Origin of the sequence: Hahella sp. KA22, from assembly GCF_004135205.1 — a bacterium.
Classification (GTDB): Bacteria; Pseudomonadota; Gammaproteobacteria; order Pseudomonadales; family Oleiphilaceae; genus Hahella.
The window spans coordinates 6,420,168-6,442,700 of record NZ_CP035490.1 but is presented as its reverse complement, the minus strand read 5'-3'; the positions used below and the strand labels follow the sequence as shown (position 1 = coordinate 6,442,700).

Below are 22,533 nucleotides of genomic sequence, written 5' to 3'. Positions count from 1 at the left end.
TTGTTGTCGTTTGCAGGGATACAGATTAACGGCGCGGACTCTGTTATGACGGCGGTGAGGAGTACAGATAAGGCCTTAAACAGCCCTCGGCTTAACCCCGAAGGCCTTGTGATTCGTGGGCTCAGAACAAGGGGGAGGGAGCCAGGGGGATCAGATCAGTCAGCAGTTCCGCTAGGAAACGTTCATCTACGGTATCGAACGCGTCAATGTGATCGGAATCGATATCGAGCACGGCGGCGACGTCGCCATTGGCGTTGAACAGCGGCAGAACAATTTCGCTTTGCGTTGTGCCGGAACAGGCGATATGGCCGGGAAACTTGTTAACGTCAGGCGCCAGCTGCACTTTTTGCTCACGGGCGGCAGCGCCGCAAACGCCGCGGCTGAACGGAATAGTCAGACAACCGTGGCCGCCTTGATAGGGGCCTACTTTCATTAATTCATGGGCCACGACGCGGTAAAAACCGGTCCAGTGAAAATATTCGAAGCGATGATGAAGCTCGCAGACAACAGTGGAAAGAATCGCCGTCCAGTCCGTTTCTCCCTCGATGGCGTGACGGATCGCCCGCAGGGTGTGTTGGTAGTGAGCGGATTTTTCTTCCTCGGAGCTCAATAAAGGCAGACTGTCATACATGGTTGTGCGTTCCCTGAATAAAAACGCTCACTATCATAGCGGTTGCGTTGATGGCTTGGCCATAGCTCCAGTGCGTTTGCGGAACCTATGCGCATTGACACCTAAGCTGGAGAAAATTGCCCGAAATCAGATAAGTAGCGGAATGTCACTGAAATCGCTGTGGATTTCAGTATGATCGCGAAAAACGCCTACTGATGGCTTTTTAAACGGAATAACTATCTAAAAACTGTCCATGAGAACTGCCTGCAAAGACTGCGAGGGATATTATGCTGAGACAACTGCTTTCGGGACTGGCGCTTGCGCTGACCTGCCTGGGACTGGCGGGGTGTTGGGCCGGCGCTGCGGCGGTGGCGACGGATGTGGCCATCGTCAAACGTACGGAGCAAAAACATGACTTTGTTCATGCGGTGAAAGAAGGGTACGCCAAGTATCAGGAAGATTTCGAAAGTATCGACTGCCCGCGCCAGCAGTACCGTATCAGTCCGGAAATCATCGAGTTTGTGAAAAACCGTCCGCCTCATGGCCTGGACCAGGCCATTGAGCTGCTGTTGGATATTTACAACGACAAGACCCAGACGGCGGAAGTGCGCTCCCACGCCTTATACCATGTCTCCGTGGCTTATATGCGTCGCCGGGAGAGCAATCTGGATCTGGCCAAAGGTTACCTGCTGACAATCAAGGAAGAATTTCCTGGCACTCATGACTGTGTCATCGCTTATCTGCTGGAGGAAATCAAAGAGCGCAAAGCGTATCAGGAGCAGATGGACGCGCTGGAAGACGAGTAACTCACGACGCGACGATCAGAGCGCCGTCAGCTCCAGCAGTTCCAACACTCTGGCGCTATCTGACAGGTCGCCGATAATGCGTCGACTCCCCCAGGCCAGAGTCGGCGTCGCCAGCACGGCGTCACGCTCGGCGGTCTGGGGGCTCTGATCGAGATCGACGATGTTCAACGTGCAGCGGCCCGCCAGCACATTTTCGCAAAGGTGGCGGGCTGCGCGGATAGCGCCCATTGAAACCTTGGATACGGATTGCACATAGAGCGTCAGCTCTACCAGCGACGGTTCAGGCGCGGGCTGCATCGCTGACTCCGTTCGCTGTATCCAGCAGTCGCGTCTGGTGCTCTTTCTCGTACTGCTCAAAGGCCTCCGTCACGACCTGCAGCAGTTTGTCATCCTGCCAGGGCTTGGTCAGGAACTTGAATATCCAGCCTTTGTTCACGGCTTCTGTGATCGTCTCCATATCCACATAACCGGTGAGGATGAGGCGGATTGCGTTGGGGTGTAGCTCTTTCACCCGATTCAGAAACTCCGTCCCCGACATGTCCGGCATACGCTGATCAGAGATAACGACCTGAATCGGTGTGCGCGCCATGATGTCGAACGCCTGCCGTGACGTGGTGGCGTGGAACACGTTGAACTGATGGCGCAGCAGCCGCTTGATGGCGCTGCCTACGTTCATCTCATCATCCAGCACCAGCAGGTTGCGGGCGGCGGAGGACGGGGGAGGGCGCACAGAGCGGATACGGGGGCTGGCGAGCAGCGCTTCGATGTTCTCGGCAGACGCCGGACGTCCCAGGAAGAAGCCCTGCCCTACATCACACCCCAGCCGTTGCAGGTAGCGCAGTTGAGCTTCCGTTTCTATGCCTTCCGCCACCACTTGCATACGCATGCTTCTGGCCATGGACATCACTGTGCGGGCGATGGAGGCGGTATTGGGGTCGGTAGTGATGTCGCGTACGAAAGTAATATCAAGCTTGAGCCGGTCAAAGGAGAAACTGCGCAGATGACTGAAGCTGGAATAGCCGACGCCGAAGTCATCCACCGCCAGCTTGAGTCCCTGCTCCTTCAAAAGATTCAGGCGCTCGCGCATCTCATCTACGTTGCGCATGATGGCGCTTTCCGTCAACTCTATCTCGATATGGCGGCAGTCCACGCCAGTGTCTGTGAGTATGCTGTGCAGGGCGCTGTCAAAACGCGCCATGGTCAGTTGTTTCGCTGACAGATTGATGGACATGGTCAACGGATGAGCGACCAAATCAGTCCAGGCTTTCGCCTGTACGCAGGCGGCGTGCAGCACCCACTCGCCAATGGCGCCGATGAGGCCGGTTTCCTCCGCAATGGGAATGAATTTACCGGGAGGGATATCGCCCAGCTCCGGTTCATGCCAGCGCAACAGTGCTTCGACCCCGGTAATAACGCCGCTGCGCAAATCCACTTGCGGCTGGTACTCCAGATGAAACTGCTGTTTCTCTAAGGCGGCGCGCAGTCGCACTTCCAGATCCAGACGCTCCATCGCGGTTTTGTTGAGGTCTTCAGTAAAGAAGTGGAAGCGGTTGCGGCCCTCTTCTTTGGCCAGATACATGGCGATATCCGCATTTTTTATCAGGACTTCGGGATGGTCGCCATCCTGCGGATAAATGCTGACGCCGATACTGGCGGAAACCCGAATGTCGCGATGATCCAATTGAATGGGCTGCGCGATCACGTCCATAAGCCGGGATATGAAACTGGCGACTTTCTCCGGCGGCGAGATATCCGGAAGAATGATGACGAACTCGTCGCCCCCGTAGCGCACAACAGTGTCGCTGGCTCGCGCCATGCCAGTAAGCCGCTTGGCGATCACCTTTAACATGGCGTCGCCGGCGTTATGGCCGAGGCTGTCGTTGATCAATTTGAACTGATCGATATCCAGAAACACGATAGCCACTTTATGCTTGTTGCGGGCGGCGCGCCACAGCTCCTGACCCAGACGGTCGCGCATCATGTTGCGGTTAGGCAGGCCGGTCAGGTCATCGTGGGAGGCTTGATATTCCAGCTGTTCCTGATAATGCCGGCTCTCGGTGACGTCGTTGATCACGGCGACAAAGTGAGTGAGCATGCGGCGGTCGTCGTAAACCGGAGCGATGTGCAGCTCATTCCAGAACTGCGACCCGTCTTTACGCTGATTGCGCAACAGAACGCAGCCTTCCTCCCGGTTGCGAATCAAAAAATGCAGGGACTCTCTGCGGCGGTCTTCATCAATATCGCTTTGCAGAAAAAACGGGCCTTTTCCCACCACTTCACCGCTGCTATACCCGGTAATGCGCTCGAATGCAGGGTTGACGTAGACCAGCGGCAGGTCGGGGCGACGCGCATTGAGAATCAGTATGCCATTGGGAGTGGACTCCACTGCGCGATCGCGCAAGCGCAGTGATTCCTCCGCTTTTTCCCGGGCATGCCGGGTGCGCAGGGAGACGACGCCGTAATAAAGATCATCCGCGAGCTGTTCAAGCAACTCGATCTCTTCGTGGTCGAATGCTTCTGCATACTCTGAATAAATGACCATTATCCCCAGCGTCTCGGGGGACTTACCCACGGGTAAGGCGATCATGCACTGACTCAAAGGCTGACTGTTCGAGTTGGGAGGAAGCCTGTAAAGCTCTGATAGATCATGCCGCGTCACAGAGCAGTTTTCGCGAAGCGCTTGGATCACGGGATCATTCTCATCCAGGGCCAGACGATGGCGCTCTTTCATTAGCGTAAACGGTGTCTCGTCTCCAGCCAGAATGACTTTGCTGGAGGTGTCCAGACGACCGTCATCCACCCACCCGAACCAGGCGGTTTGATGGCGTCCCACGCCGACCAACTGGCGACAGAAAGAATCAATCAAACGTCGCTCATCGTTCTCTCTGACCAAGTGATGGTCGCAGGCGGTGAGCACCGCCAACGTGCGGTTGCGTCGCTGCAGCAGATGTTCGCGCTTACGATGGTCCGTCACGTCATGCAACGTAATCAGATGCGCCTGGATGTCGTTCCAGGGCACTGGTTGCGCCCGCATTTCCGCGATGCGCTTGCCGCCTCGGGGGAACTCCACTTCCGCATAGTCGCCATTCAGGCAGGGAGCGCCGAATGACTGGCCGATCAGCATCTCTTTGGGCTTGCCGAAAATTCGCTCCGCGGCCGGATTGGCGAAGCGGATGACGCCGGCATCATCAATGACCAGAATACTGTCCGCCTCGGCTGACACCAGGGCTCCGAGGCGGCTTTCGCTGCGACGCAGTGCGTCCTCATTTTGCTTCTGCTTACTGATGTCAGTGATATAAAGGTTGGCGACTTTCTCTTGGGAAGAGGCGGAGCGGTCACAGGATAACGTCAGTAGAAAATGCCGGCCGTTGCGCTCCAATTCCAGCGTCGCTGTCTTTCCTGAGTCCATCACTTTTTTCAGAGTGGGCTCCCAGGTTGAGGGAATGAGGTCGCCAATGGCGGTTTCCCATAGCTTGAGAAACTCCGCTGCGGCGTAATTGACGTAGATAATGGCGCCGTCGCGGGTCGCGCGCATAATGGGGTGAGGGCTCAAAGTCGCCAGACTGGCCATGAACCCTATTTGTTCATTGGTTTCCCTGCTGTCAGTAATGTCTCGACCGATGGATTGCAACTCCAGCAGGCGTCCTTGTGAGTCAAATATTCCGCGATCTGTCCATAACAACCAGCGCTGGGTTCCGTTTCCGTCAATGGCTTTGCGCTCCTGCTGGCTGACAGGGGAGGTTTGCGTAATCCGGCGCATTTGTTCATGAATCGCGCTGCGCTCTTCAGAAGGCGACAGGGTAAAGATCGATTTTCCTATCAATGCATTTCTGGGTGACCCGAAGTAGCGGCAATATTGCGAATTCACATACGTGATCGCTCCATCCGGCTTCCAGCGGCAGATCAATTCGGGAATATCGTCGAGGATGTACTGAAAACGGGCTTCATGAGGTACGGCGAGAAAAGGACCTTTTACGGCGCGCCGTCCGCTGTTCCTTGTGTTCTTCGGCATCCATCTTAGTCCTTATAAGCCCTGAAATCTCTCAGTCGGTCTCAAAAGAATAGGCCAGCTTATTCAATATATCCAAGGCTCGCGGGCGCGAAAAATGGGCTGGCGGCCGCATGGTCATGCGAACGCAACGGGGAAGGGGCGTTAAGTATTGGAAATCGCGGCGGATTTATAAAGGAAGGAATTCGGCGACGAATATCCGCCGCCGAAAAAATAGAATCAGGCGTTCTTGCTCGCCTGCTCCCGGGCGATAGCGCGGTAAGCGATATCTTTACGGTAGTACATATCCTGCCAGTCGATACGGGCGACCTGCTCATAGGCTTTTTGTTGCGCTTCGGTGACGTCGGCGCCTAGTGCGGTGGCGCACAGAACGCGTCCGCCTTGAGTGACCACTTGGCCGTCACGCATGGTCGTCCCGGCGTGGAACACCTTGGCGTCAGACCGGTCAGCGTTTTCCAGGCCGGAAATGACGGCGCCTTTAGCATAGCTGTCAGGATATCCGCCAGCAGCCAATACGACGCCTACGGCGGCGCGTGCATCCCACTCCGATGTCTGGCTGTCCAGCGCGCCTTGTGTGGCGGCGATGCACAGCTCAACCAGATCCGACTGCATGCGCATCATGATGGGTTGAGTTTCAGGGTCGCCGAAACGGCAGTTGTACTCAATGACCTTAGGCGCGCCTTCGGCGTTGATCATCAAGCCCGCGTACAGGAAGCCTACATAGTCGTTGCCTTCCTGCGCCATGCCCTGCACGGTGGGATAAATCACTTCGCGCATGATGCGTTCATGGACGCTGTCAGTAACGACCGGGGCAGGGGAATAAGCGCCCATGCCGCCAGTGTTGGGACCGGTGTCGCCGTCGCCTACGCGTTTGTGATCCTGACTGGTGGCCATGGGCAACACGTGTTCGCCATCCACCATCACGATGAAGCTGGCTTCTTCACCTTCCAGGAACTCCTCAATCACCACGCGGTGTCCCGCGTCGCCGAATTTGGCGTCAGCCAGCATATCCCGTACGGCGTCTTCCGCTTCTTCCAGCGTCATCGCAACGATAACGCCTTTGCCTGCGGCAAGGCCGTCCGCCTTGACCACGATCGGAGCGCCCTGTTCGCGCAGGTAGGCGAGGGCGGGTTCAATCTCGGTGAAGCTTTGGTAGGCGGCGGTAGGAATGTTGTGGCGGGCCAGAAAATCTTTAGTAAAGGCTTTTGAGCCTTCCAGTTGCGCGGCGCCCTGAGATGGGCCGAAGATCCGCAAACCTTCCTTCTGGAAGCGGTTTACAACGCCCGCCACCAGAGGGGCTTCCGGGCCCACGATGGTGAGCTCCACCTGGTTGTCTTTGGCGAAAGCGATCAGCGCGTCAAAATCAAGCACATCAATCGCCACGTTTTCCAGTTTGGGCTCCAGAGCTGTGCCGGCGTTGCCGGGCGCGACAAATACGGTGTTTACATAATTCGCCTGCGCCGCTTTCCAGGCCAGGGCGTGTTCCCGGCCGCCGCTGCCGATGACCAAAACATTCATCTGTTTGCTCCACATTTGCGAGCGGAGCCTGACGCTCCGCGATAATTGAGGTTTAGCGGCTACACGGACGCGGGTAGCCGCAGGTGCGGAATTAGTGTCGGAAATGGCGCATGCCGGTGAACACCATGGCGATGCCGTGTTCATTGGCCGCGTCGATCACTTCCTGGTCGCGCATGGAGCCGCCGGGCTGAATGATCGCCGTAATGCCGGCCGCCGCCGCCGCATCAACACTATCCCGGAATGGGAAGAAGGCGTCTGAAGCCATGACCGAACCTTTGACTTCCAGGTTCTCATCCGCTGCTTTGATACCGGCGATCTTGGCGCTGTAGACACGGCTCATCTGGCCGGCGCCGATGCCGATAGTGCGTCCACTTTTGGCGTAAACGATTGCGTTGGACTTCACGAACTTGGCGACTTCCCAGGCGAACAACAGGTCGTTCAGCTCCTGTTCCGTTGGCGCGCGATCCGTCACCATTTTCAGCGCATCCATATTCACCATGCCCAGATCGCGGTCCTGCACCAGCAAGCCGCCAGTAACGCGCTTGAAGTCGAAGGCGCTGAGGCGTTCGCCCTGGAATGCTCCGCATTCCAGCACGCGGACATTGGTCTTGGCGGACAGCGCGGCGCGTGCGCCTTCGCTGACTTTTGGCGCGATGATCACTTCCACGAACTGACGGGAAATAATCGCCTGCGCGGTGTCGGCGTCCAGCTCGCGATTAAAGGCGATGATGCCGCCGAAAGCGGAGGTGGGATCCGTCGCATAAGCCAGCTCGTAGGCTTGTTTGATGTCTACGCCGATGGCGACGCCGCATGGATTGGCGTGTTTGACGATAACGCAGGCGGCGTCGGCGAACGGCTTCACGCACTCCAGCGCCGCGTCTGTATCGGCGATATTGTTATAAGACAGCTCCTTGCCCTGCAGTTGCGTGGCGGTGGAGACTGAGGCCTCACGAGCGTTCGCTTCAACATAAAAGGCGGCGCTTTGGTGAGGGTTCTCACCATAACGGAGATCCTGCTTTTTAATGAACTGCTGGTTAAGCGTGCGCGGATAAGCGCTTTCTTCACTCTGAACCTTCAGGCCGAGATAATTGGCGATGGCCCCATCGTAGGCGGAAGTGTGCTCAAACGCTTTAACAGCGAGATCAAAACGGCGAGAGAAGGCCAGCGCGCCGCCATTCGCCTGCAACTCGGCGACAATGCCATCGTAATCGGAAGGATTAACCACAATCGCGACATCTTTATGGTTTTTCGCCGCAGAACGCACCATTGTCGGCCCGCCGATGTCGATATTTTCAATCGCATCCACCAGTGAGCAATTGGGGCGGGCGATGGTGGCTTCGAAAGGATATAGATTGACGACCACCAGATCGATTTGCGCGATGTCATGCTCCGCCATGACTGCGTCGTCCTGACCGCGACGGCCCAGAATGCCGCCATGTACTTTGGGGTGCAGCGTTTTCACTCGTCCGTCCATCATTTCCGGGAAGCCGGTGTAGTCAGAGACTTCACGCACCGGGACGGATTCCTGCTGCAATAATTTATACGTACCGCCGGTGGACAGGATTTCCACGCCGAGATCAGCCAGGGATTTGGCGAATTCGACGATGCCGGATTTATCGGAAACGCTGATGAGCGCTCGTTTGATCTTCACATTATCTGGGCTGGACATGATAAGTTGATCTCTTGCCTTAGTGCAGAATTATCAGGGTCAGTTACCGAAACGCCAACAGACCCTAGCGTAAAAAAGCTTAGCCTGTTGCGCAAAAAACAAAAGAGGGCTCTTGTACCGGACATTTCAGAGTTGGATGAGAAATGTCGGCGAGCCCTCTCTTAAAAGATGTGTGATTCAGCGATTACAGCAGATCGTACTGCTTCAGCTTCTTGCGCAGCGTGCCGCGGTTCAAGCCCAGCAGGACAGAAGCCTTGGTCTGGTTGTTGCGGGTGTATTTCAGCACCTGCTCAAGCAGGGGAGCTTCAACTTCGGAAAGCACCATTTGATAGACGTCTTTGACGGGAGCTCCGTCCAGTTGCGCGAAGTAGTTCGCCAGCGCTTGATCAACGCTATCGCGCAAAGTCATGGTTTGAGTGGCCGACTGCTCCACGGTCAGTAAATTATTAGCTCCAGAACCGGTTTCTGTTGTAACGATAGATTCTGTAGTCATGCGGCTTTTTCCTCTCCTTCAATACTCAGATGCTCAAAAAAGTGATGGAGTTCATCCAGCTGCGCTTGAGCATCGTTTAAACGATTAAATTGTGACTTGAAAATGGCCCCAATATTTGCGGTTTGCAGATACCAGCCCACATGCTTGCGTGCGATGCGGACGCCTTGGTAGTCACCATAAAACTCGTGTAACGCGTTAATATGACCGATGAGTATCTGCTTAATCTCATCCATTGGCGGTTCCGGTAAGCGCTCTCCGGTAGCGATAAAGTGTTCGATTTCACGGAAAATCCAGGGACGCCCCTGTGCTCCTCTGCCGATCATCAAAGCGTCGACGCCGGTGTAATCCAGCACATGCCTGGCTTGCTCAACACAGGTAATATCGCCGTTGGCCACCACCGGAATGGAAACGCTCTGTTTGATCTCAGCTATAGTGTCGTACTCCGCCGTTCCCTCGTATTTGCACTCGCGGGTTCTGCCGTGCACAGCGAGTGATTGTATGCCGCAATCCTGCGCAATGCGGGCGACAGTCACCCCGTTCCGGCTTTGCCGACTCCATCCGGTGCGTATTTTCAATGTCACCGGCACAGAGACAGCGCTTACCACAGCCGTCAATATATCTTTCACCAGGGCTTCATCTCGTAACAAAGCTGAGCCTGCCGCTTTGTTGCAGACCTTTTTAGCGGGACAACCCATGTTGATATCGATGATTTGCGCGCCATGTTCGACGTTGTATCTCGCCGCTTCGGCCAACATCTCCGGCTCGGCGCCGGCGATTTGCACCGCAATGGGCTCGCCTTCGCCGTCGTGATCCATACGTAATCTGGATTTTCGGGTGTCTCGCAGATCCGGATTCGCAGCCATCATTTCCGATACTGCAAGGCCTGCGCCCAGACTACGGCATAGCAGCCGGAAGGGGCGGTCGGTCACTCCAGCCATCGGGGCCAGTATCAAATTGTTACGCAACTCATAGGGTCCAATTTTCACGGCCGCTTCCGCTCTGGTCATAAGAAATGACTAAAAAGTGTTCGCCCTGGATAGGGGTGCCTATGATACTCAGATGATTAATGCCGGGAAAGACTTGAAATTTTAAAAATAGAGTATTTTTTATCCCAAATCTCAATATGTTGATCATTCGTTAATCATAACGACGAGGCGTATAGGTTAAATGGCCTATTTCTAGAACTTGGCCACCGAGTCAAGTCCAAATCGCGCTTGTTTCTATCGGTTTTAATTGCAGTGGCTTGTAGCTTCCGGCGCCTTTCTATTGGGTGGGCGCCGGGCCGGATAATGCAGAGATGAAGTCGAGAGTGTAATTGACCGCCTGCTTGCCTGGATCAAGGATTTCCAGAGTGATATGTACAGGCGCGCCCGACGGCATTTGCGTCATGTCCTTGGCTTCACCGGACAGATACTCAAGCGGCGTGAAAATGCGATGGGCAATGACGTTGTTATTAATGTCTGAAAAGTTCAGCGAAATATTTGGGAAGGGCTGCGCAAAACTGGCTTGATTGGTGATGATAGCGTCAATGATCAGCGCCTTGTTAACCAATGGGTGACTGCGCACCACCAGGTTCTGACTACGAATCTGGCCCACGTCATATAGAGAAGGCAGGGTGCAGCCGATGACTTCGCATGCCTTGGCGTACCAGGGGCGCAGTTGGTCATAGCGGGCCAGCTTATCGAAATGGAACCACGCCAACTGTGAAACCAGGAACACCACCAACAACAGGTTGGCGAAGGTCCACATGATTTTGCTTAAAACGCCGGGTGACGCTTTTTGCTCATATGAGTGATCGATACTGATCGGTTCTGCGCGTAACCCGTGGAATTGGGAGGGAGGCTCCGCGTGCATGGGCGCTTCAAACTCAGGATAGTTCTCGTATTCCGGTTCTGGCTCCGGTGCAGCGGGGAGGGGCGCCGGCTCTGGTTTGGGCGGTGGAGTCGGCTCGACTTTCAACGCCTCTTTGGGCGCTGCCTTTTTAACTTCTTGCTTTGGTTCCTGAACGGGCGGTGGAGGAGGTGCTTGTCCTGGGCGCTCTAGCTCACGCAGCATCTGTTCGGCCCAGCTTTCGTCAGTGGCTTCCTCTTCTTCCGGTTCATCCGGCGTTTCAAATTCCCGTTTGGCGCTGGAACCGCCTCGATCAAGCTCCCTGAAGCTGTCGCTCAATTCACTCTGATCAAACATGCCGCCGGAATAGCCTTCGTCGTCTTTGTCCTCTTCCGGGTTATCCTGAAATATGAACTCGTCATCATCGTCCCCCGCGGCGACTAACGCGTCAGTCAGATCGCCAAGATCGTCGTCTGGGTCCATCGCTGTGAGCGGTGTGATAATTGAAGAAGAGGCTTTTGCAGCGCTTTCTTTTACGCTGGGCTCAACTTTGGGCTTTGCCGCTGCTTTCGGCGCGGGAGCCGCTGTCGATTGTCTGGCTGGTCTGGGAGGTGGCGCTTTAACGGGAGTTGGGTCCACATGCGCTGGAGCGCTGTCAGACATCAAATGCTCCGCTGCGTTGAATACCTTCATGCAAGCGCCGCATCTTACTTTGCCATGGGCGGCTTGCAGCTGTTTATCAGTAACCCTGAAACTTGCAGCGCAATGTGGGCAGCGAGTGAGCAAAACGCCTCCTGGAAAAAACTGCGTCAGTAGTTAAATGTAGACCAACTCTATGTTAGGGGTGTTCTAGCAAATGGGGCGCCGAGATTGTCGCACATTCGCAAAGTTGTTTAAAAATGAATGAATTGTTCCCTATTTGCAAGAGCAACTTCGCGCTCCATTGTCGCCTAGCGAAGGGGGGCTGTCTATCGCGGGAGTGGCTAACCGGCGTCTTGAAAAAACGCCGGATTGGCGATCAATATGGCAAGCGTCTACCGCTGATCAGGACCCAGTCCTCTTTGTACTCGGTGGGGTCCAGTTCGAAGTAATTGCGATAGGCTTCCGCCACGGCTTCTTCCTGATCTTTCAGTATGCCGGACAGAGCGATAGAGCCGCCGGGCAGGGTAAGCGCGGCCAGTTTGGGCGCCAGACTGATCAAGGGATTCGCCAGGATATTGGCGATAACGACTTCCGCCCGCATCTCCGGCATTTGCTCCGGGAAGTGCAGAGTCAGACCTTCGCTGACGCTATTGCGCTCGGCGTTGTCGCGGCTGGCTTCCAAAGCTTGCGGGTCGATATCCGTGCCGGTGGCGTGGTCCGCTCCCAGCAACAAGGCTGCGATGGCAAGGACGCCGGAGCCGCAACCAAAATCGATAACCTGCTTGCCTTGCAGCTTCTGGCTATCCAGCCATGTGAGGCAAAGCGCGGTCGTGGGGTGGGTGCCGGTGCCAAAAGCCAAACCGGGGTCGAGTAATAAGTTGACGCCGTTTGGATCTTCGGGCTCTCCCCAGCTTGGACAAATCCAAAGCCGGGAGCCAAAGCGCATGGGGTGGAAGTGGGTCATCCACTCTCTTTCCCAGTCGCGGTCTTCAATGACTTCGCACTCAATATCCGCCGCTGCAATCTGTTTGCGTTCCAATTGCTCACGGACCATTTCTGCGCTGGTGTCAGCGCTGAAAAGCGCAACGACCTGAGTGTTGCGCCACAGGGGAGTGGTTCCAAGGTCAGGTTCAAGAACAGGATCGTCGGCGGCGTCGAGCATGGTGACGGAGAGGGCGCCAAGGCCCTCGAAAATCTGCTCCAGAGCGGCCGCCCCGGCTTCATCAGTTAAGACTTTTACTTGTAACCAGGACACATGTGTTCCTCAAATCAAGCTTTTAACAGCTTTTCCAGATAGTGAATGGTGTACTCCATACGGCGTACGCCTGCGTCGGTCACTAACCGGCGGTGCAGAGGAATGTTGGTTTTGATGCCTTCCACCAGCATTTCATCCAGAGCATTGTTCATGCGATCCAGCGCGTTGTTGCGGTTGGAGCCCCAGCAAATCACCTTGCCGATCAGTGAGTCGTAATAAGGGGGAACCTTATATCCGCTATATAAATGGGAGTCAACACGCACGCCGTTGCCGCCTGGGGCGTGGTAATGCGTTACGGTCCCGGGACTGGGTGCGAAGGTTCGTGGATCTTCCGCGTTGATGCGGCACTCGATGGCGTGACCGCGGAACTGGATGTCTTCCTGCTTGATGGACAGGGGCATGCCCGCGGCGATGCGCAACTGTTCTTTCACGATATCGACGCCGGTGATCATCTCTGAAACAGGATGTTCAACCTGAACGCGCGTGTTCATCTCAATGAAGTAAAAACGTCCGTCCTGGTACAGGAACTCGAACGTCCCGGCGCCTCGGTAGCCGATGTCCAGACAGGCCTGCACACAGGAGTTCAGCGTGGCGGCGCGGGCTTCAGGATCAACGTCCGGCGCGGGGGCTTCTTCTAGAACTTTCTGGTGGCGGCGCTGCAGGGAGCAGTCGCGGTCGCCCAGGTGGATGACGTTGCCCTGTCCGTCGGCCAAAACCTGTACTTCAATGTGGCGGGGACGGTCGAGGAACTTCTCTAAATAAACAGTGGGGTCGCCAAAAGCGGCCTTGGCTTCGCTTTGCGTCAACTGAATCGCGTTAAGCAGCGCAGCTTCGCTGTTGACCACCTGCATACCGCGTCCGCCGCCGCCGGAAGCGGCCTTGATGATGACTGGATAGCCGATTTTACGAGCGACTTCCAGCGTACGTTCTTTGTCTTCAGTGATGGGGCCGTCAGAGCCCGGTACTGTCGGCACGCCCGCTTTGCGCATGGCCTGGATGGCGGAGACTTTGTTGCCCATCAAGCGAATAGTGTCTGGCTTGGGACCGATAAAGACGAAGCCGCTTTTCTCCACCTGCTCGGCGAAATCGGCGTTTTCCGCCAGAAAGCCGTAGCCCGGGTGAATACCCACGCTGTCAGTCACTTCCGCCGCGCTGATAATGGCGGGGATATTCAGGTAGCTGTCTGTGGGGCTGTTCGGGCCGATACAAACCGACTCGTCCGCCAGCCGTACATGCATCAGGTCGCGATCCACGCTTGAGTGCACCGCTACGGTATTAATGCCTAACTCTTTGCAGGCGCGCAGGATGCGTAACGCAATTTCGCCTCGGTTGGCGATAAGCACTTTTTCCAACATGGTAGGAGTACCCTAAAAAAACATTGCCGTCCGGCTTGCGCCGGAATGATCAGGATGTCCCGCTGGGCGGGAAGAGTCCGGATGGGGGCTCTTAAACAATCGAGAACAGCGGCTGGTCAAACTCCACCGGTTGTCCGTTTTCCACCAGAATGGCTTCAACCGTGCCGGACTTGTCCGCTTCAATCTGGTTCATCATCTTCATTGCTTCGACAATGCACAGTACGTCGCCGGCTTTGACGGTTTGTCCAACTTCAGCAAACACTGGCGCGGAAGGGGATGGCGCGCGATAGAAGGTGCCAACCATGGGCGACTTGACCAGATGACCGTTATATTGAGGTCCTGCGTCGGCTTCTGCGGCAGGCGCTGCAGCGGAAACAGGGGCGGCGGCCGGACGGGCTTCCATTGTCGCGGCGGAAACGTATACAGGCTCGGCGCCAGCCAGACGACGGCTGATGCGTACGGAATCATCGCCTTCTTTAATTTCGATTTCGGCGATATCTGATTCTTCAATCAGTTCAATAAGTTTTTTTACTTTTCTGATATCCATCATAGGCTCTCGTAATTTATTTTCCGGTAATCTTTGAAAAGGCGGCCTGCAAAGCGAGTTCATAACTCTGGCTGCCGAATCCGCATATCACACCGACGGCGACATCGGAGAAATAGGAATGGTGGCGGAACGCCTCACGGGCGTGCACATTGGACAAATGCGTCTCAATGAAAGGAATGCCAACGCCGAGAAGGGCGTCGCGCAGCGCCACGCTGGTATGGGTAAAGGCCGCTGGATTGATGATGATGAAATCCACGCCTTCTTTCTTGGCTTCATGGATGCGATCAATCAATTCGTACTCTGCATTGCTTTGCAGCGTCAGCAGATGGTGGCCCGCTTGCCTGGCGATTTCCGTCAGGCGGAAATTAATATCGTCTAAAGTTTCTGCGCCATAAATTTCCGGTTCGCGCGTTCCCAATAAGTTCAAATTAGGGCCGTGCAACACTAGAATGCTTGCCATGGCGTCTTGTCCTTATCTGTCGGATATTTAAGGTGTAGTAAAAGCAAGATTTCGGAAGTTTGACTCTTTTGTCTACTATATTCAAGCAGATTGCCGCACTTTGCGGTCATACTTTGGTAGTAGCGCTGCGCTGGAGAGAGTTGACGCGTTTTTTCTAGTAAAAACAGGGTGTTCGCATACTTAGCGGGAATTTTGAGGTCGCCGTCTTGATGACGGCGACAACGGCAATTTAACCCAATCCTGTGAACTATTCTTGATACTTCTGTTTAAAACACAATAAGCGCATTGTTGTAGGCGGTTTCCACGATGTCTGGAAACCGGCGAGTTCAGAGCCTTTGAGCCTACCTGAACACTTTTACGCAGTTACGGCCTGCGTGTTTGGCTTCATACAGCGCCTTATCCGCCTTTTGCGCCAGCACCTGTTGGGTGTTGCCGGCTTGATATGCGGCGATGCCGCAGCTGAACGTCACCTTGAACGTGTCTTCTTCGGTGGGGTGCATCAGTTCTCCGAAACGCTCGCGAATGTCGTTCATCATATTTTTGGCGTCGCACTCGTCTGTGTTGGGGAGCACCACGGCGAACTCCTCTCCGCCGTAACGGCCGATATGGTCAGTCTTCCGCAGTCGCTGTTTCAGGAACAGGGACATGCTCTTCAACACTCTGTCGCCAACGGGGTGGCCGTGGGTGTCGTTGATGCGCTTGAAGTAATCGATGTCCATCATGGCGAAGCTGAGCGGTTCGCCGGTCTGCTTCGCCTTGTTGATCTCCATGCTGAGCAGATTCAACGTATGGGTGTGATTGTAAAGCCCGGTCAGGCTGTCGCGGATCATCATGGCGTGCAATGTGCGCGCCCGCCGCCCGCGGTTGTGAATTGTGGCGATCAGGTGTCGAGGATTGATTGGTTTCACCAGGAAGTCGTCACCGCCGAGGCTCATCGCGTGTAACTGCTTGTTGATGTCGTCTTCCGCGGACAGATAAATAATCGGGACGCTGACGAACTTGTCCTGCTGCCGGATTACTTTGGCCAGCTCTGTTCCGGTGCAGCCCGGCATGTACATGTCCATGATGATGATTTCAGGAGAGAACTCTTCCAGAGCGATCAAAACCTGCATCGGGTCGGTGATGATCTTGGATGTCATGCCCGCTTTGCGCAGAGTGCTCTCCATAAATGCGGCCTGGGCTCTGGAATCATCCACCACCATGATGCGATAGGGGTCATGCGCGCTGGAGCGAGTGTAAGTCTCCACTTTCTCGATCAGCTGCGCTGCGTCCAGCGTGCGTTCTACAAACTCCTCGCCTCCGCAGCGCGCAGCCTCCAGGCGGGTTTGGATATCACCCTCACGTGGGCAGATGAACATGACGGGGATGGGCGTTTCATGATTGCCCTGAATGCGTTTAATCAACTCGATGCCGGCATTTTTCTCGCCGCCAAAGTCCACGTCGACAATCATGGTTTCAGGTTTGTTTTTCTGCGTCGCCGCCTGCAGGGTGTCGTGAGAGGAATACAATTCGCCACGAAAGCCAAAAAACTGCATTTGTTGAGCGATGCGCTGGGCCAGGTCTTTCTGATTCAGGGCCAGATAGATCGGTGACCGTAAATAGGTTCGGTTGGCGCTGCTGTCGGTGCGATCGGTTTTGCGCTGGGTGACGGTCGCCAACTGCATAACCTGCTGCTCCACTGCAAGGATATCTGCAGTAGTGACGGGGGTTTTACGCAGGCTGATGCTCTTGAGACTGGTGTTGATCGACTGCGCTATACACAGATGATCAGTCATGTCGAAACGGGCTGCGTAACGACCTAATTTATCGGTTGCAAGCTGGAAATCGGAAAACCACTGTTTGTCCTGCCAGTTCCTTTGCTTCAACTGTTGCCATGCTTCCAGGACAATGCGCGCCTGTGTCGTTACGCGACCGGCGAAGTGCTGCTTGAGTTTGTCCCGTTGACTTTCTATGGTCATAGAGAGGGTAAATCCGCTTCCATTAGTGGTTGCAACCAGTTTGTCTTTCTTCTATGCGCCTGATTTACAAGTACAAAATTCAAGCCAGGACGTATTGATATAAGTTTCAGTATAGTTTGGCAATTTTATTTAAATATAGTCGTAAACTGTATGTGTATGTAAATTCTTGTGCATTTGTGTAGTAGCGCAAACCTTTAAGCGTCAACTGCGGGTGGTTTGGGCGGAAAGCGCTGAATCTGTGATCAAATCCGACGGAGTCGCCATGACTGATAATAATAAAGCATTGCGTGACAAACGATCGATCAAAGTGCTGATGCTGGGTCTGATCTCCACGATGTTGCTGATTTTGTTAGGGGGCGTGTTCGGCCTTAATTTGTGGCAGAAGAAGTTGTACCTGCAGGATCAGCTACAGTCTCACGCCAGAGACTCCGCCACATCGTTGGGTTTGTCCGTTTCTCACGTGGCGGACCCGCAGGACTGGGTGGTTGCGTCTTCCATGGTTGACGCCATCTTTGACTCTGGCGCTTATCAAGGCATACGCATTCTGGACCAGGAAGGGCGTTCTGTTGTGGCGCGAACCAGCTCCAAGGACTTGGAAGGCGTACCCAAATGGTTTGTGCGCTGGCTCGACCTGCAGGCTCCGGTAGGAGAAGCGGAGGTTATCGCGGGTTGGCGCCCGGTCGGCCGTTTGATGGTGCAAAGCGACCCAGGCATCGCCTATCGAGAGCTGTGGGCGACGTTGCGTAATCAACTGGCCTGGTTTGCGGTTGTGACTGTTTTTGCATTTGCGGCTTTCCATTTGCTGTTGAGCAGTCTGTTGCGCCCTTTGCAGCGGCTGGAGCAAGCGGCGCATCGGATTGAAGACAAACACTTTGATGTCTCGCTGCCAATTCCTGGCACTCGTGAACTGGCGAAAGTCACGTTGGCGGTCAACAGCATGGCGGACCATTTGCGACGTTCGTTTGAAGAGCAGGTGGCCACGATCGAGTCGCTGCGCAAATTGGCGCTGCTGGATTCCGTCACTGGCGTGCTGAACCGGCAGTCCTTTGATAATCGCTTACAGGCGGCGCTGGCGGGAGACGATGGGGACAGTGTTGGCGCGTTGCTCTTGGCGCAGCTGTCAGGCCTGTCTGAGTACAACGATCAGTTTGGAAGAGAACAGGGGGATGCGCTGCTCAAGCAAATGGCGGAAGTCATCCATGACGAATGCCTGTCGCATATCGGCAGTTATGTGGGTCGCCGTGGCGGCGGTTGCTTCACCGTTTTTCTCAGCGGCTTGACGGACAGTCGCGCGGAAGCCGTGGCGGAGCGCTTGCTGGAGAGATTGACGTCGCTGCCGTTGATTAAAAATTGGGGCGGCTCCAATCGTCTCCACATTGGGGTGGTCAATACAGAGGGGCGAACGCCCTTGGCGCAGGTGCTGTCGGTGGCGGACTTCGCGATGCGGGTGGCGCAAAAATCATGCACGAATGCGTGGCGCAAAGGACGCAGTAGCGGGCGTGAAGCAGGTCAGAAACCGCTTATGGCGACCGAGTGGCAATCCTTATTGTTGTCAACACTGGCGGATAAAGGATTCTACTTGCACTTTCAGCCAGTTCTGAGCGACGACTCTCGGAGCTTCCTGTTCCATCAGGCGCTTGTGCGCATGAACATGGAGGGAAGAGTGTTGGCGGCGGCGGAATTTCTCCCTATGGCGGACCGCTTTAACCTGGCGCTGAAAGTGGATGCGCAAGTGTTGGAAGATGCGCTGACAAGATTGGCGGAGCATCATGAGGATGCTGCGTTTTGCGTCAGTCTGGCGGTATCCAGTATGCAGTCGACTGAGTTCGCTGATCTGGTTGGTGCGATATTGCATCGTTTTTCCGCGCAATGTCCGCGCTTGCTGCTGGAAGTTTCCGAGCACGCATTGCAGGCGGCCTGGGCGGCGTTTGATCGTCTGTTACAGTTGCGTAATGAACTGGCTTTCCGTATCGTCATCAGCCGATTCGGCTCTACCGGTATGCCGTTCGGATATTTGAAAAGTTGTCCGGTGGATATGATCAAAATCGACCCGGGTCTGGTGAAAAATATACACAAAGATCAGGGGCATCAGTTTTATTTGCGCTCCATCGTGCAGATTGCGCACTCACAGGCCATTAAAGTCATTGGGGTGGGCGTCGAGTCCCAGGACGACTGGGACAGTCTGGTGCAGCTCGGGGTGGACGGCGCAATGGGATATTATCTCTTTCGGCCTCAGGAAAGCCCGCCACATATGGCGGCGCCGTGAGCGGCGGAGCTTGAAGATTGCGAGGAGCGGCAATATCTATGTGGCAGGCGATAAAAGACTTTTTTAATGAACGCGGAGAAGAACTCGGCGATTACGTGGGAGGTGGTTTTTTGGCTAAATTGATTGGCGGCGCTCTGGGAGTATATTTAGTCGTCGCATTATTTGTGGGTTGGTACTGGAGCTCTGAACCAGAGCTATTTGAGGTGGGACCCAACGCCAGAAGCGTGGTGACGGATCAGAACCGTCCGCTGGTCGTCGGCAGCACGACCACGGCGACGCTTATCACCTTGGTCGACACCTTACTGGAAAAGCCGGGCGGTTATATTTCCAACGATGTATTCCCACCCGGCCTATGGTTGGACAACATTTCCCATTGGGAATATGGCGTGCTGGTTCAGGTCAGAGACCTGAGCCGCGCCTTGCGTAAAGATATCAGCCGTTCGCAAAGTCAGTCGACGGAAGACCGCGACCTAACAGTGGCGGAGCCTCAGTTTAACTTTGACAGCCGCTCCTGGGTGATTCCCTCTACTGAGGACGAATACCGCCGAGGATTGAAAGCGCTGCGCAGTTATTTGAACCGTTTGTCCGATCCAAACAAGCCTGACGCACAGTTTTACGCCCGTTCGGATAACCTGCGTAACTGGCTGTCTGATGTGGAGACGCGTCTTGGCAGCTTGTCGCAACGCCTGAGTGAAAGCGTCGGCAAACGGCAGTTGGATATGGCGCTGGCTGGCGACAAGTCGGCGAAGCAGTCAACGCCGGGGCAGGGCGAAGTGGAGTTGAAGACCTCCTGGCTGGAAATCGACGATGTCTTTTATGAAGCGCGTGGCACCGCCTGGGCGTTGATTCACATACTCAAAGCCATTGAGGTGGACTTCGGCGATGTGCTGCGGGATAAGAACGCGGTGGTCAGTCTGCGTCAGATTATCGTGGAGCTGGAGGCGACTCAGGAAGCGGTTTGGAGTCCGGTCATTCTGAACGGCAGCGGCTTTGGCGTACTTGCCAACCACTCGCTGACTATGGCGTCGTTCATCTCCAGAGCGAATGCGGCGATTATCGATTTGCGCAGCCTGCTGGCGCAGGGGTAAGGAAATTCGATTGGGAACGACGCGCGCTATCGTTACACCGGTAGCGCGCGGACGTTCTCTTTGAAGTGCTCAGGATTGATGGTGCCAATAATGGCGCTGGATACGCCGGGATGGGCGAATACGAACTCCATGCTTTTCCGCAATGGATCTTCATGGGGGCCGACGCAGATATGGCCGCTGGCCAGCGCCTTTTTGATCAATACTCCCTTTTGATGCGCTTGCGCATAGTCCAGTACGGGCTTTTCTTCCTGATGCTCCAGGTTGTAAGTCACCATGGCGACATCGCCTTGTTGCAGAGCGGCGATGCCGCCCTCCACGGTCTTGCCTGAGAGCCCGATGGCGCGAATCATTCCTTTAGACTTTAGTTCCGCCAGGGCTTGCAGCGTGCCTTCTTTCTGCAGAATCGCCATGTCGTCGCCATCGGAATGGATTAGCACGATGTCGATATAGTCGGTGCGCAGCCGTTGCAGGCTACGCTCGACGCTCATTCGGGTATGTTCCGGCGTGAAGTTGAAATAGGACTGCCCATCAACGAACTCTTCGCCCACTTTGCTGCAAATCACCCAGCGCTGGCGACGGCCTTGCAGCAGTCCGCCCAGGCGGGTCTCGCTGGAGCCGTAGGCCGGCGCCGTATCGATCAGGTTTACTCCCAGGTCTTCCGCCAAACCGATCAGCGCCAGAGCTTGCTGATCATCGGGAATTTTGAAGGCGGTGGGGTACTTTACGCCTTGATCGCGTCCCAGTTTAACCGTGCCTAAGCCTAGCAGGCTGACTTCGATGCCGGTGTCGCCAAGCGGGCGGTATTTCATGACAGCATCTCCTGCCACACTGGCGCGCTGATGCCGGGGCGTGGAAGGAAGCCTAACGCCCCCAGGTCGCTTGGCGTTCCGGGCTCAATGCCGTCCGCCTGCAGTTGCGCCATGACGGTGTCGACCAGATTGGGCGTCAACGCCAGTTTGGTTGGCCAGCAGGTCAGAATATTCTTTTCGCTGTGAACGAACGCCGTATCCGGACGCAGCATGCCTTTTTGCTGAGGTTCCGCGCGGTGTATCAGGAAGCTGGACCAGCGGGATTCGCCAAGATCAATCCAGGGGAGAAGATCTTTCACCAGGGTTTTGGCGGAATTGATCTGCGTTTCGCGGTCGAGCTCAACTCCGGTTTCCGCCAGATTGCCGCCCAAGTACCAGACGGGCTGGCCGTCCTGCATGTAGTGGGTAGTGATGGTCAGTAACGGCTTGGAGCCGGCGCCAATGCAATGCGCGTAAACAGGGTGCGGATACTGATGGCGCACGATCACCATGTGCAGGGGTCTGCGTTGCATGGCAGGGCGATGCAGTTGCGCGCCGTGCAGGACGCTTTCATTGCCTTCTCCCGCTGCGAGGATAAAGCGCTTGGCCTTGACCCGCACGCGCTTGTTTTTGCCGACCAGATGCATCTCCACGATTTCCCCTTGGTCCTGAACTAATGTGCCAGGCTGAGTGCAATCATATTGGAGAATGCCATCGCTAAATGGTGTGATTAGCGCATTGATTACAGTGGGAACATCCAGCACTAACTCGTTCAGGGCATAGAAGTTGCCATGGAAGTTTGGCGTATTGAATGCGGCGGGACGCTCTATGGCTGCGTCTCCAGAAACTTTGCCGCGTACGGCCTTGCTGGCGAAGAACGCGGTCAGCTTGGAGACCAGGCGGTCGCGCGACCACATATAGTGATATTCTGAGAGCACGCGCGCAGAGCTGAGATCCACGTCTCCCTCGCCTTTGAGGCAGGCGCGCCAGCGATCCGGCATTTCCGAAATGGCGTTAGCGGCGGTGGTTAGCGCTCCGTTGAGGGTGTATTTTGCGCCGCCATGAATAATGCCCTGTGAACGCACGCTTTGTCCGCCCCCCAGGGTTTTCTTTTCCAATAGCAGCGTGCTATAGCCCGCTTTGCGAAGCCGATAGTTCAGCCATAGCCCAGCGATTCCCCCGCCGATAATGACGACATCTGTCTCTAGAGTTTCTGCCATTCGGTGGCTCCATTACGAA

At 55.4% G+C, this 22,533-nt stretch carries 18 protein-coding genes; 3 read left to right on the top strand and 15 right to left on the bottom strand.

The features are described 5' to 3' along the window. Positions 1-121: 121 nt before the first annotated feature. Complete coding sequence (locus tag EUZ85_RS28500) at positions 122-631, bottom strand: GAF domain-containing protein (protein ID WP_127973497.1); 510 nt, start codon at positions 629-631, stop codon at positions 122-124. Between the two features lie 266 nt (positions 632-897). Here EUZ85_RS28500 and EUZ85_RS28495 point away from each other — a divergent pair, with 266 nt between their 5' ends. Then, on the top strand, positions 898-1,416 hold the full coding sequence (locus tag EUZ85_RS28495; protein WP_127973496.1) for a hypothetical protein: 519 nt from the start codon (positions 898-900) through the stop codon (positions 1,414-1,416). Positions 1,417-1,431: 15 nt separating this feature from the next. Here EUZ85_RS28495 and EUZ85_RS28490 read toward each other — a convergent pair whose 3' ends face one another. From EUZ85_RS28490 to EUZ85_RS28430, 12 genes are all read right to left on the bottom strand, one after another. Next, positions 1,432-1,713, bottom strand: coding sequence for a circadian clock KaiB family protein (locus EUZ85_RS28490; protein ID WP_127973495.1), 282 nt, complete (start codon positions 1,711-1,713; stop codon positions 1,432-1,434). Beyond that, positions 1,697-5,428, bottom strand: coding sequence for an EAL domain-containing protein (locus tag EUZ85_RS28485; protein WP_127973494.1), 3,732 nt, complete (start codon positions 5,426-5,428; stop codon positions 1,697-1,699). The genes EUZ85_RS28490 and EUZ85_RS28485 overlap by 17 nt, the downstream gene beginning before the upstream one ends. A 216-nt stretch (positions 5,429-5,644) precedes the next feature. After that, on the bottom strand, positions 5,645-6,943 hold the full coding sequence (purD, locus tag EUZ85_RS28480) for a phosphoribosylamine--glycine ligase (protein WP_127973493.1): 1,299 nt from the start codon (positions 6,941-6,943) through the stop codon (positions 5,645-5,647). 91 nt (positions 6,944-7,034) lie between these two features. Then, entirely contained in the window at positions 7,035-8,612 is a 1,578-nt protein-coding gene (gene purH / locus EUZ85_RS28475; protein WP_127973492.1) for a bifunctional phosphoribosylaminoimidazolecarboxamide formyltransferase/IMP cyclohydrolase, read from the bottom strand. A gap of 184 nt (positions 8,613-8,796) precedes the next feature. Next, positions 8,797-9,105, bottom strand: coding sequence for a DNA-binding transcriptional regulator Fis (gene fis, locus EUZ85_RS28470; RefSeq protein ID WP_127973491.1), 309 nt, complete (start codon positions 9,103-9,105; stop codon positions 8,797-8,799). Then, on the bottom strand, positions 9,102-10,112 hold the full coding sequence (gene dusB, locus EUZ85_RS28465) for a tRNA dihydrouridine synthase DusB (protein WP_127973490.1): 1,011 nt from the start codon (positions 10,110-10,112) through the stop codon (positions 9,102-9,104). Before dusB ends, fis begins: the two co-directional genes overlap by 4 nt. Positions 10,113-10,368: 256 nt before the next feature. Continuing rightward, on the bottom strand, positions 10,369-11,721 hold the full coding sequence (locus tag EUZ85_RS28460; RefSeq protein WP_206617970.1) for a DUF3426 domain-containing protein: 1,353 nt from the start codon (positions 11,719-11,721) through the stop codon (positions 10,369-10,371). Positions 11,722-11,953: 232 nt separating this feature from the next. Then, positions 11,954-12,832 carry a 50S ribosomal protein L11 methyltransferase gene (gene prmA / locus EUZ85_RS28450; RefSeq protein WP_127973489.1) on the bottom strand — a complete coding sequence of 293 codons (879 nt, stop codon included), beginning with the start codon at positions 12,830-12,832 and terminating at the stop codon, positions 11,954-11,956. A gap of 14 nt (positions 12,833-12,846) precedes the next feature. Further along, entirely contained in the window at positions 12,847-14,187 is a 1,341-nt protein-coding gene (accC, locus tag EUZ85_RS28445) for an acetyl-CoA carboxylase biotin carboxylase subunit (protein ID WP_127973488.1), read from the bottom strand. 91 nt (positions 14,188-14,278) lie between these two features. Further along, entirely contained in the window at positions 14,279-14,734 is a 456-nt protein-coding gene (gene accB, locus EUZ85_RS28440) for an acetyl-CoA carboxylase biotin carboxyl carrier protein (protein WP_127974609.1), read from the bottom strand. A gap of 16 nt (positions 14,735-14,750) precedes the next feature. Beyond that, on the bottom strand, positions 14,751-15,194 hold the full coding sequence (gene aroQ / locus EUZ85_RS28435) for a type II 3-dehydroquinate dehydratase (RefSeq protein WP_127973487.1): 444 nt from the start codon (positions 15,192-15,194) through the stop codon (positions 14,751-14,753). Positions 15,195-15,535: 341 nt separating this feature from the next. Beyond that, positions 15,536-17,152 (bottom strand): diguanylate cyclase, encoded by a 1,617-nt coding sequence (locus EUZ85_RS28430; protein ID WP_127973486.1) that lies wholly within the window; start codon positions 17,150-17,152, stop codon positions 15,536-15,538. 262 nt (positions 17,153-17,414) lie between these two features. Between EUZ85_RS28430 and EUZ85_RS28425 the strand changes: the two genes are divergently transcribed. Both EUZ85_RS28425 and EUZ85_RS28420 read left to right on the top strand, forming a co-directional pair. Beyond that, positions 17,415-19,418, top strand: coding sequence for an EAL domain-containing protein (locus EUZ85_RS28425; RefSeq protein ID WP_127973485.1), 2,004 nt, complete (start codon positions 17,415-17,417; stop codon positions 19,416-19,418). Positions 19,419-19,456: 38 nt separating this feature from the next. Next, positions 19,457-20,506 (top strand): DUF2333 family protein, encoded by a 1,050-nt coding sequence (locus EUZ85_RS28420; protein ID WP_127973484.1) that lies wholly within the window; start codon positions 19,457-19,459, stop codon positions 20,504-20,506. A gap of 32 nt (positions 20,507-20,538) precedes the next feature. Here EUZ85_RS28420 and EUZ85_RS28415 read toward each other — a convergent pair whose 3' ends face one another. Together EUZ85_RS28415 and EUZ85_RS28410 are read right to left on the bottom strand one after the other, a co-directional pair. Beyond that, positions 20,539-21,315 carry an aldo/keto reductase gene (locus tag EUZ85_RS28415; protein WP_127973483.1) on the bottom strand — a complete coding sequence of 259 codons (777 nt, stop codon included), beginning with the start codon at positions 21,313-21,315 and terminating at the stop codon, positions 20,539-20,541. Further along, a complete protein-coding gene (locus EUZ85_RS28410) occupies positions 21,312-22,514 on the bottom strand; it encodes an FAD-binding oxidoreductase (RefSeq protein WP_127973482.1) in 1,203 nt (400 codons plus the stop codon). The genes EUZ85_RS28415 and EUZ85_RS28410 overlap by 4 nt, the downstream gene beginning before the upstream one ends. Positions 22,515-22,533 lie beyond the last annotated feature (19 nt).

Excerpts from the sequence above, each read along its gene's own strand:
- EUZ85_RS28500 (WP_127973497.1), bottom strand. The coding sequence starts at position 631 with ATGTATGACAGTCTGCCTTTATTGAGCTCCGAGGAAGAAAAATCCGCT.
- EUZ85_RS28495 (WP_127973496.1), top strand. The coding sequence starts at position 898 with ATGCTGAGACAACTGCTTTCGGGACTGGCGCTTGCGCTGACCTGCCTG.
- EUZ85_RS28490 (WP_127973495.1), bottom strand. The coding sequence starts at position 1,713 with ATGCAGCCCGCGCCTGAACCGTCGCTGGTAGAGCTGACGCTCTATGTG.
- EUZ85_RS28485 (WP_127973494.1), bottom strand. The coding sequence starts at position 5,428 with ATGCCGAAGAACACAAGGAACAGCGGACGGCGCGCCGTAAAAGGTCCT.
- purD (WP_127973493.1), bottom strand. The coding sequence starts at position 6,943 with ATGAATGTTTTGGTCATCGGCAGCGGCGGCCGGGAACACGCCCTGGCC.
- purH (WP_127973492.1), bottom strand. The coding sequence starts at position 8,612 with ATGTCCAGCCCAGATAATGTGAAGATCAAACGAGCGCTCATCAGCGTT.
- fis (WP_127973491.1), bottom strand. The coding sequence starts at position 9,105 with ATGACTACAGAATCTATCGTTACAACAGAAACCGGTTCTGGAGCTAAT.
- dusB (WP_127973490.1), bottom strand. The coding sequence starts at position 10,112 with ATGACCAGAGCGGAAGCGGCCGTGAAAATTGGACCCTATGAGTTGCGT.
- accC (WP_127973488.1), bottom strand. The coding sequence starts at position 14,187 with ATGTTGGAAAAAGTGCTTATCGCCAACCGAGGCGAAATTGCGTTACGC.
- accB (WP_127974609.1), bottom strand. The coding sequence starts at position 14,734 with ATGGATATCAGAAAAGTAAAAAAACTTATTGAACTGATTGAAGAATCA.
- aroQ (WP_127973487.1), bottom strand. The coding sequence starts at position 15,194 with ATGGCAAGCATTCTAGTGTTGCACGGCCCTAATTTGAACTTATTGGGA.
- EUZ85_RS28430 (WP_127973486.1), bottom strand. The coding sequence starts at position 17,152 with ATGACCATAGAAAGTCAACGGGACAAACTCAAGCAGCACTTCGCCGGT.
- EUZ85_RS28425 (WP_127973485.1), top strand. The coding sequence starts at position 17,415 with ATGACTGATAATAATAAAGCATTGCGTGACAAACGATCGATCAAAGTG.
- EUZ85_RS28420 (WP_127973484.1), top strand. The coding sequence starts at position 19,457 with ATGTGGCAGGCGATAAAAGACTTTTTTAATGAACGCGGAGAAGAACTC.
- EUZ85_RS28415 (WP_127973483.1), bottom strand. The coding sequence starts at position 21,315 with ATGAAATACCGCCCGCTTGGCGACACCGGCATCGAAGTCAGCCTGCTA.
- EUZ85_RS28410 (WP_127973482.1), bottom strand. The coding sequence starts at position 22,514 with ATGGCAGAAACTCTAGAGACAGATGTCGTCATTATCGGCGGGGGAATC.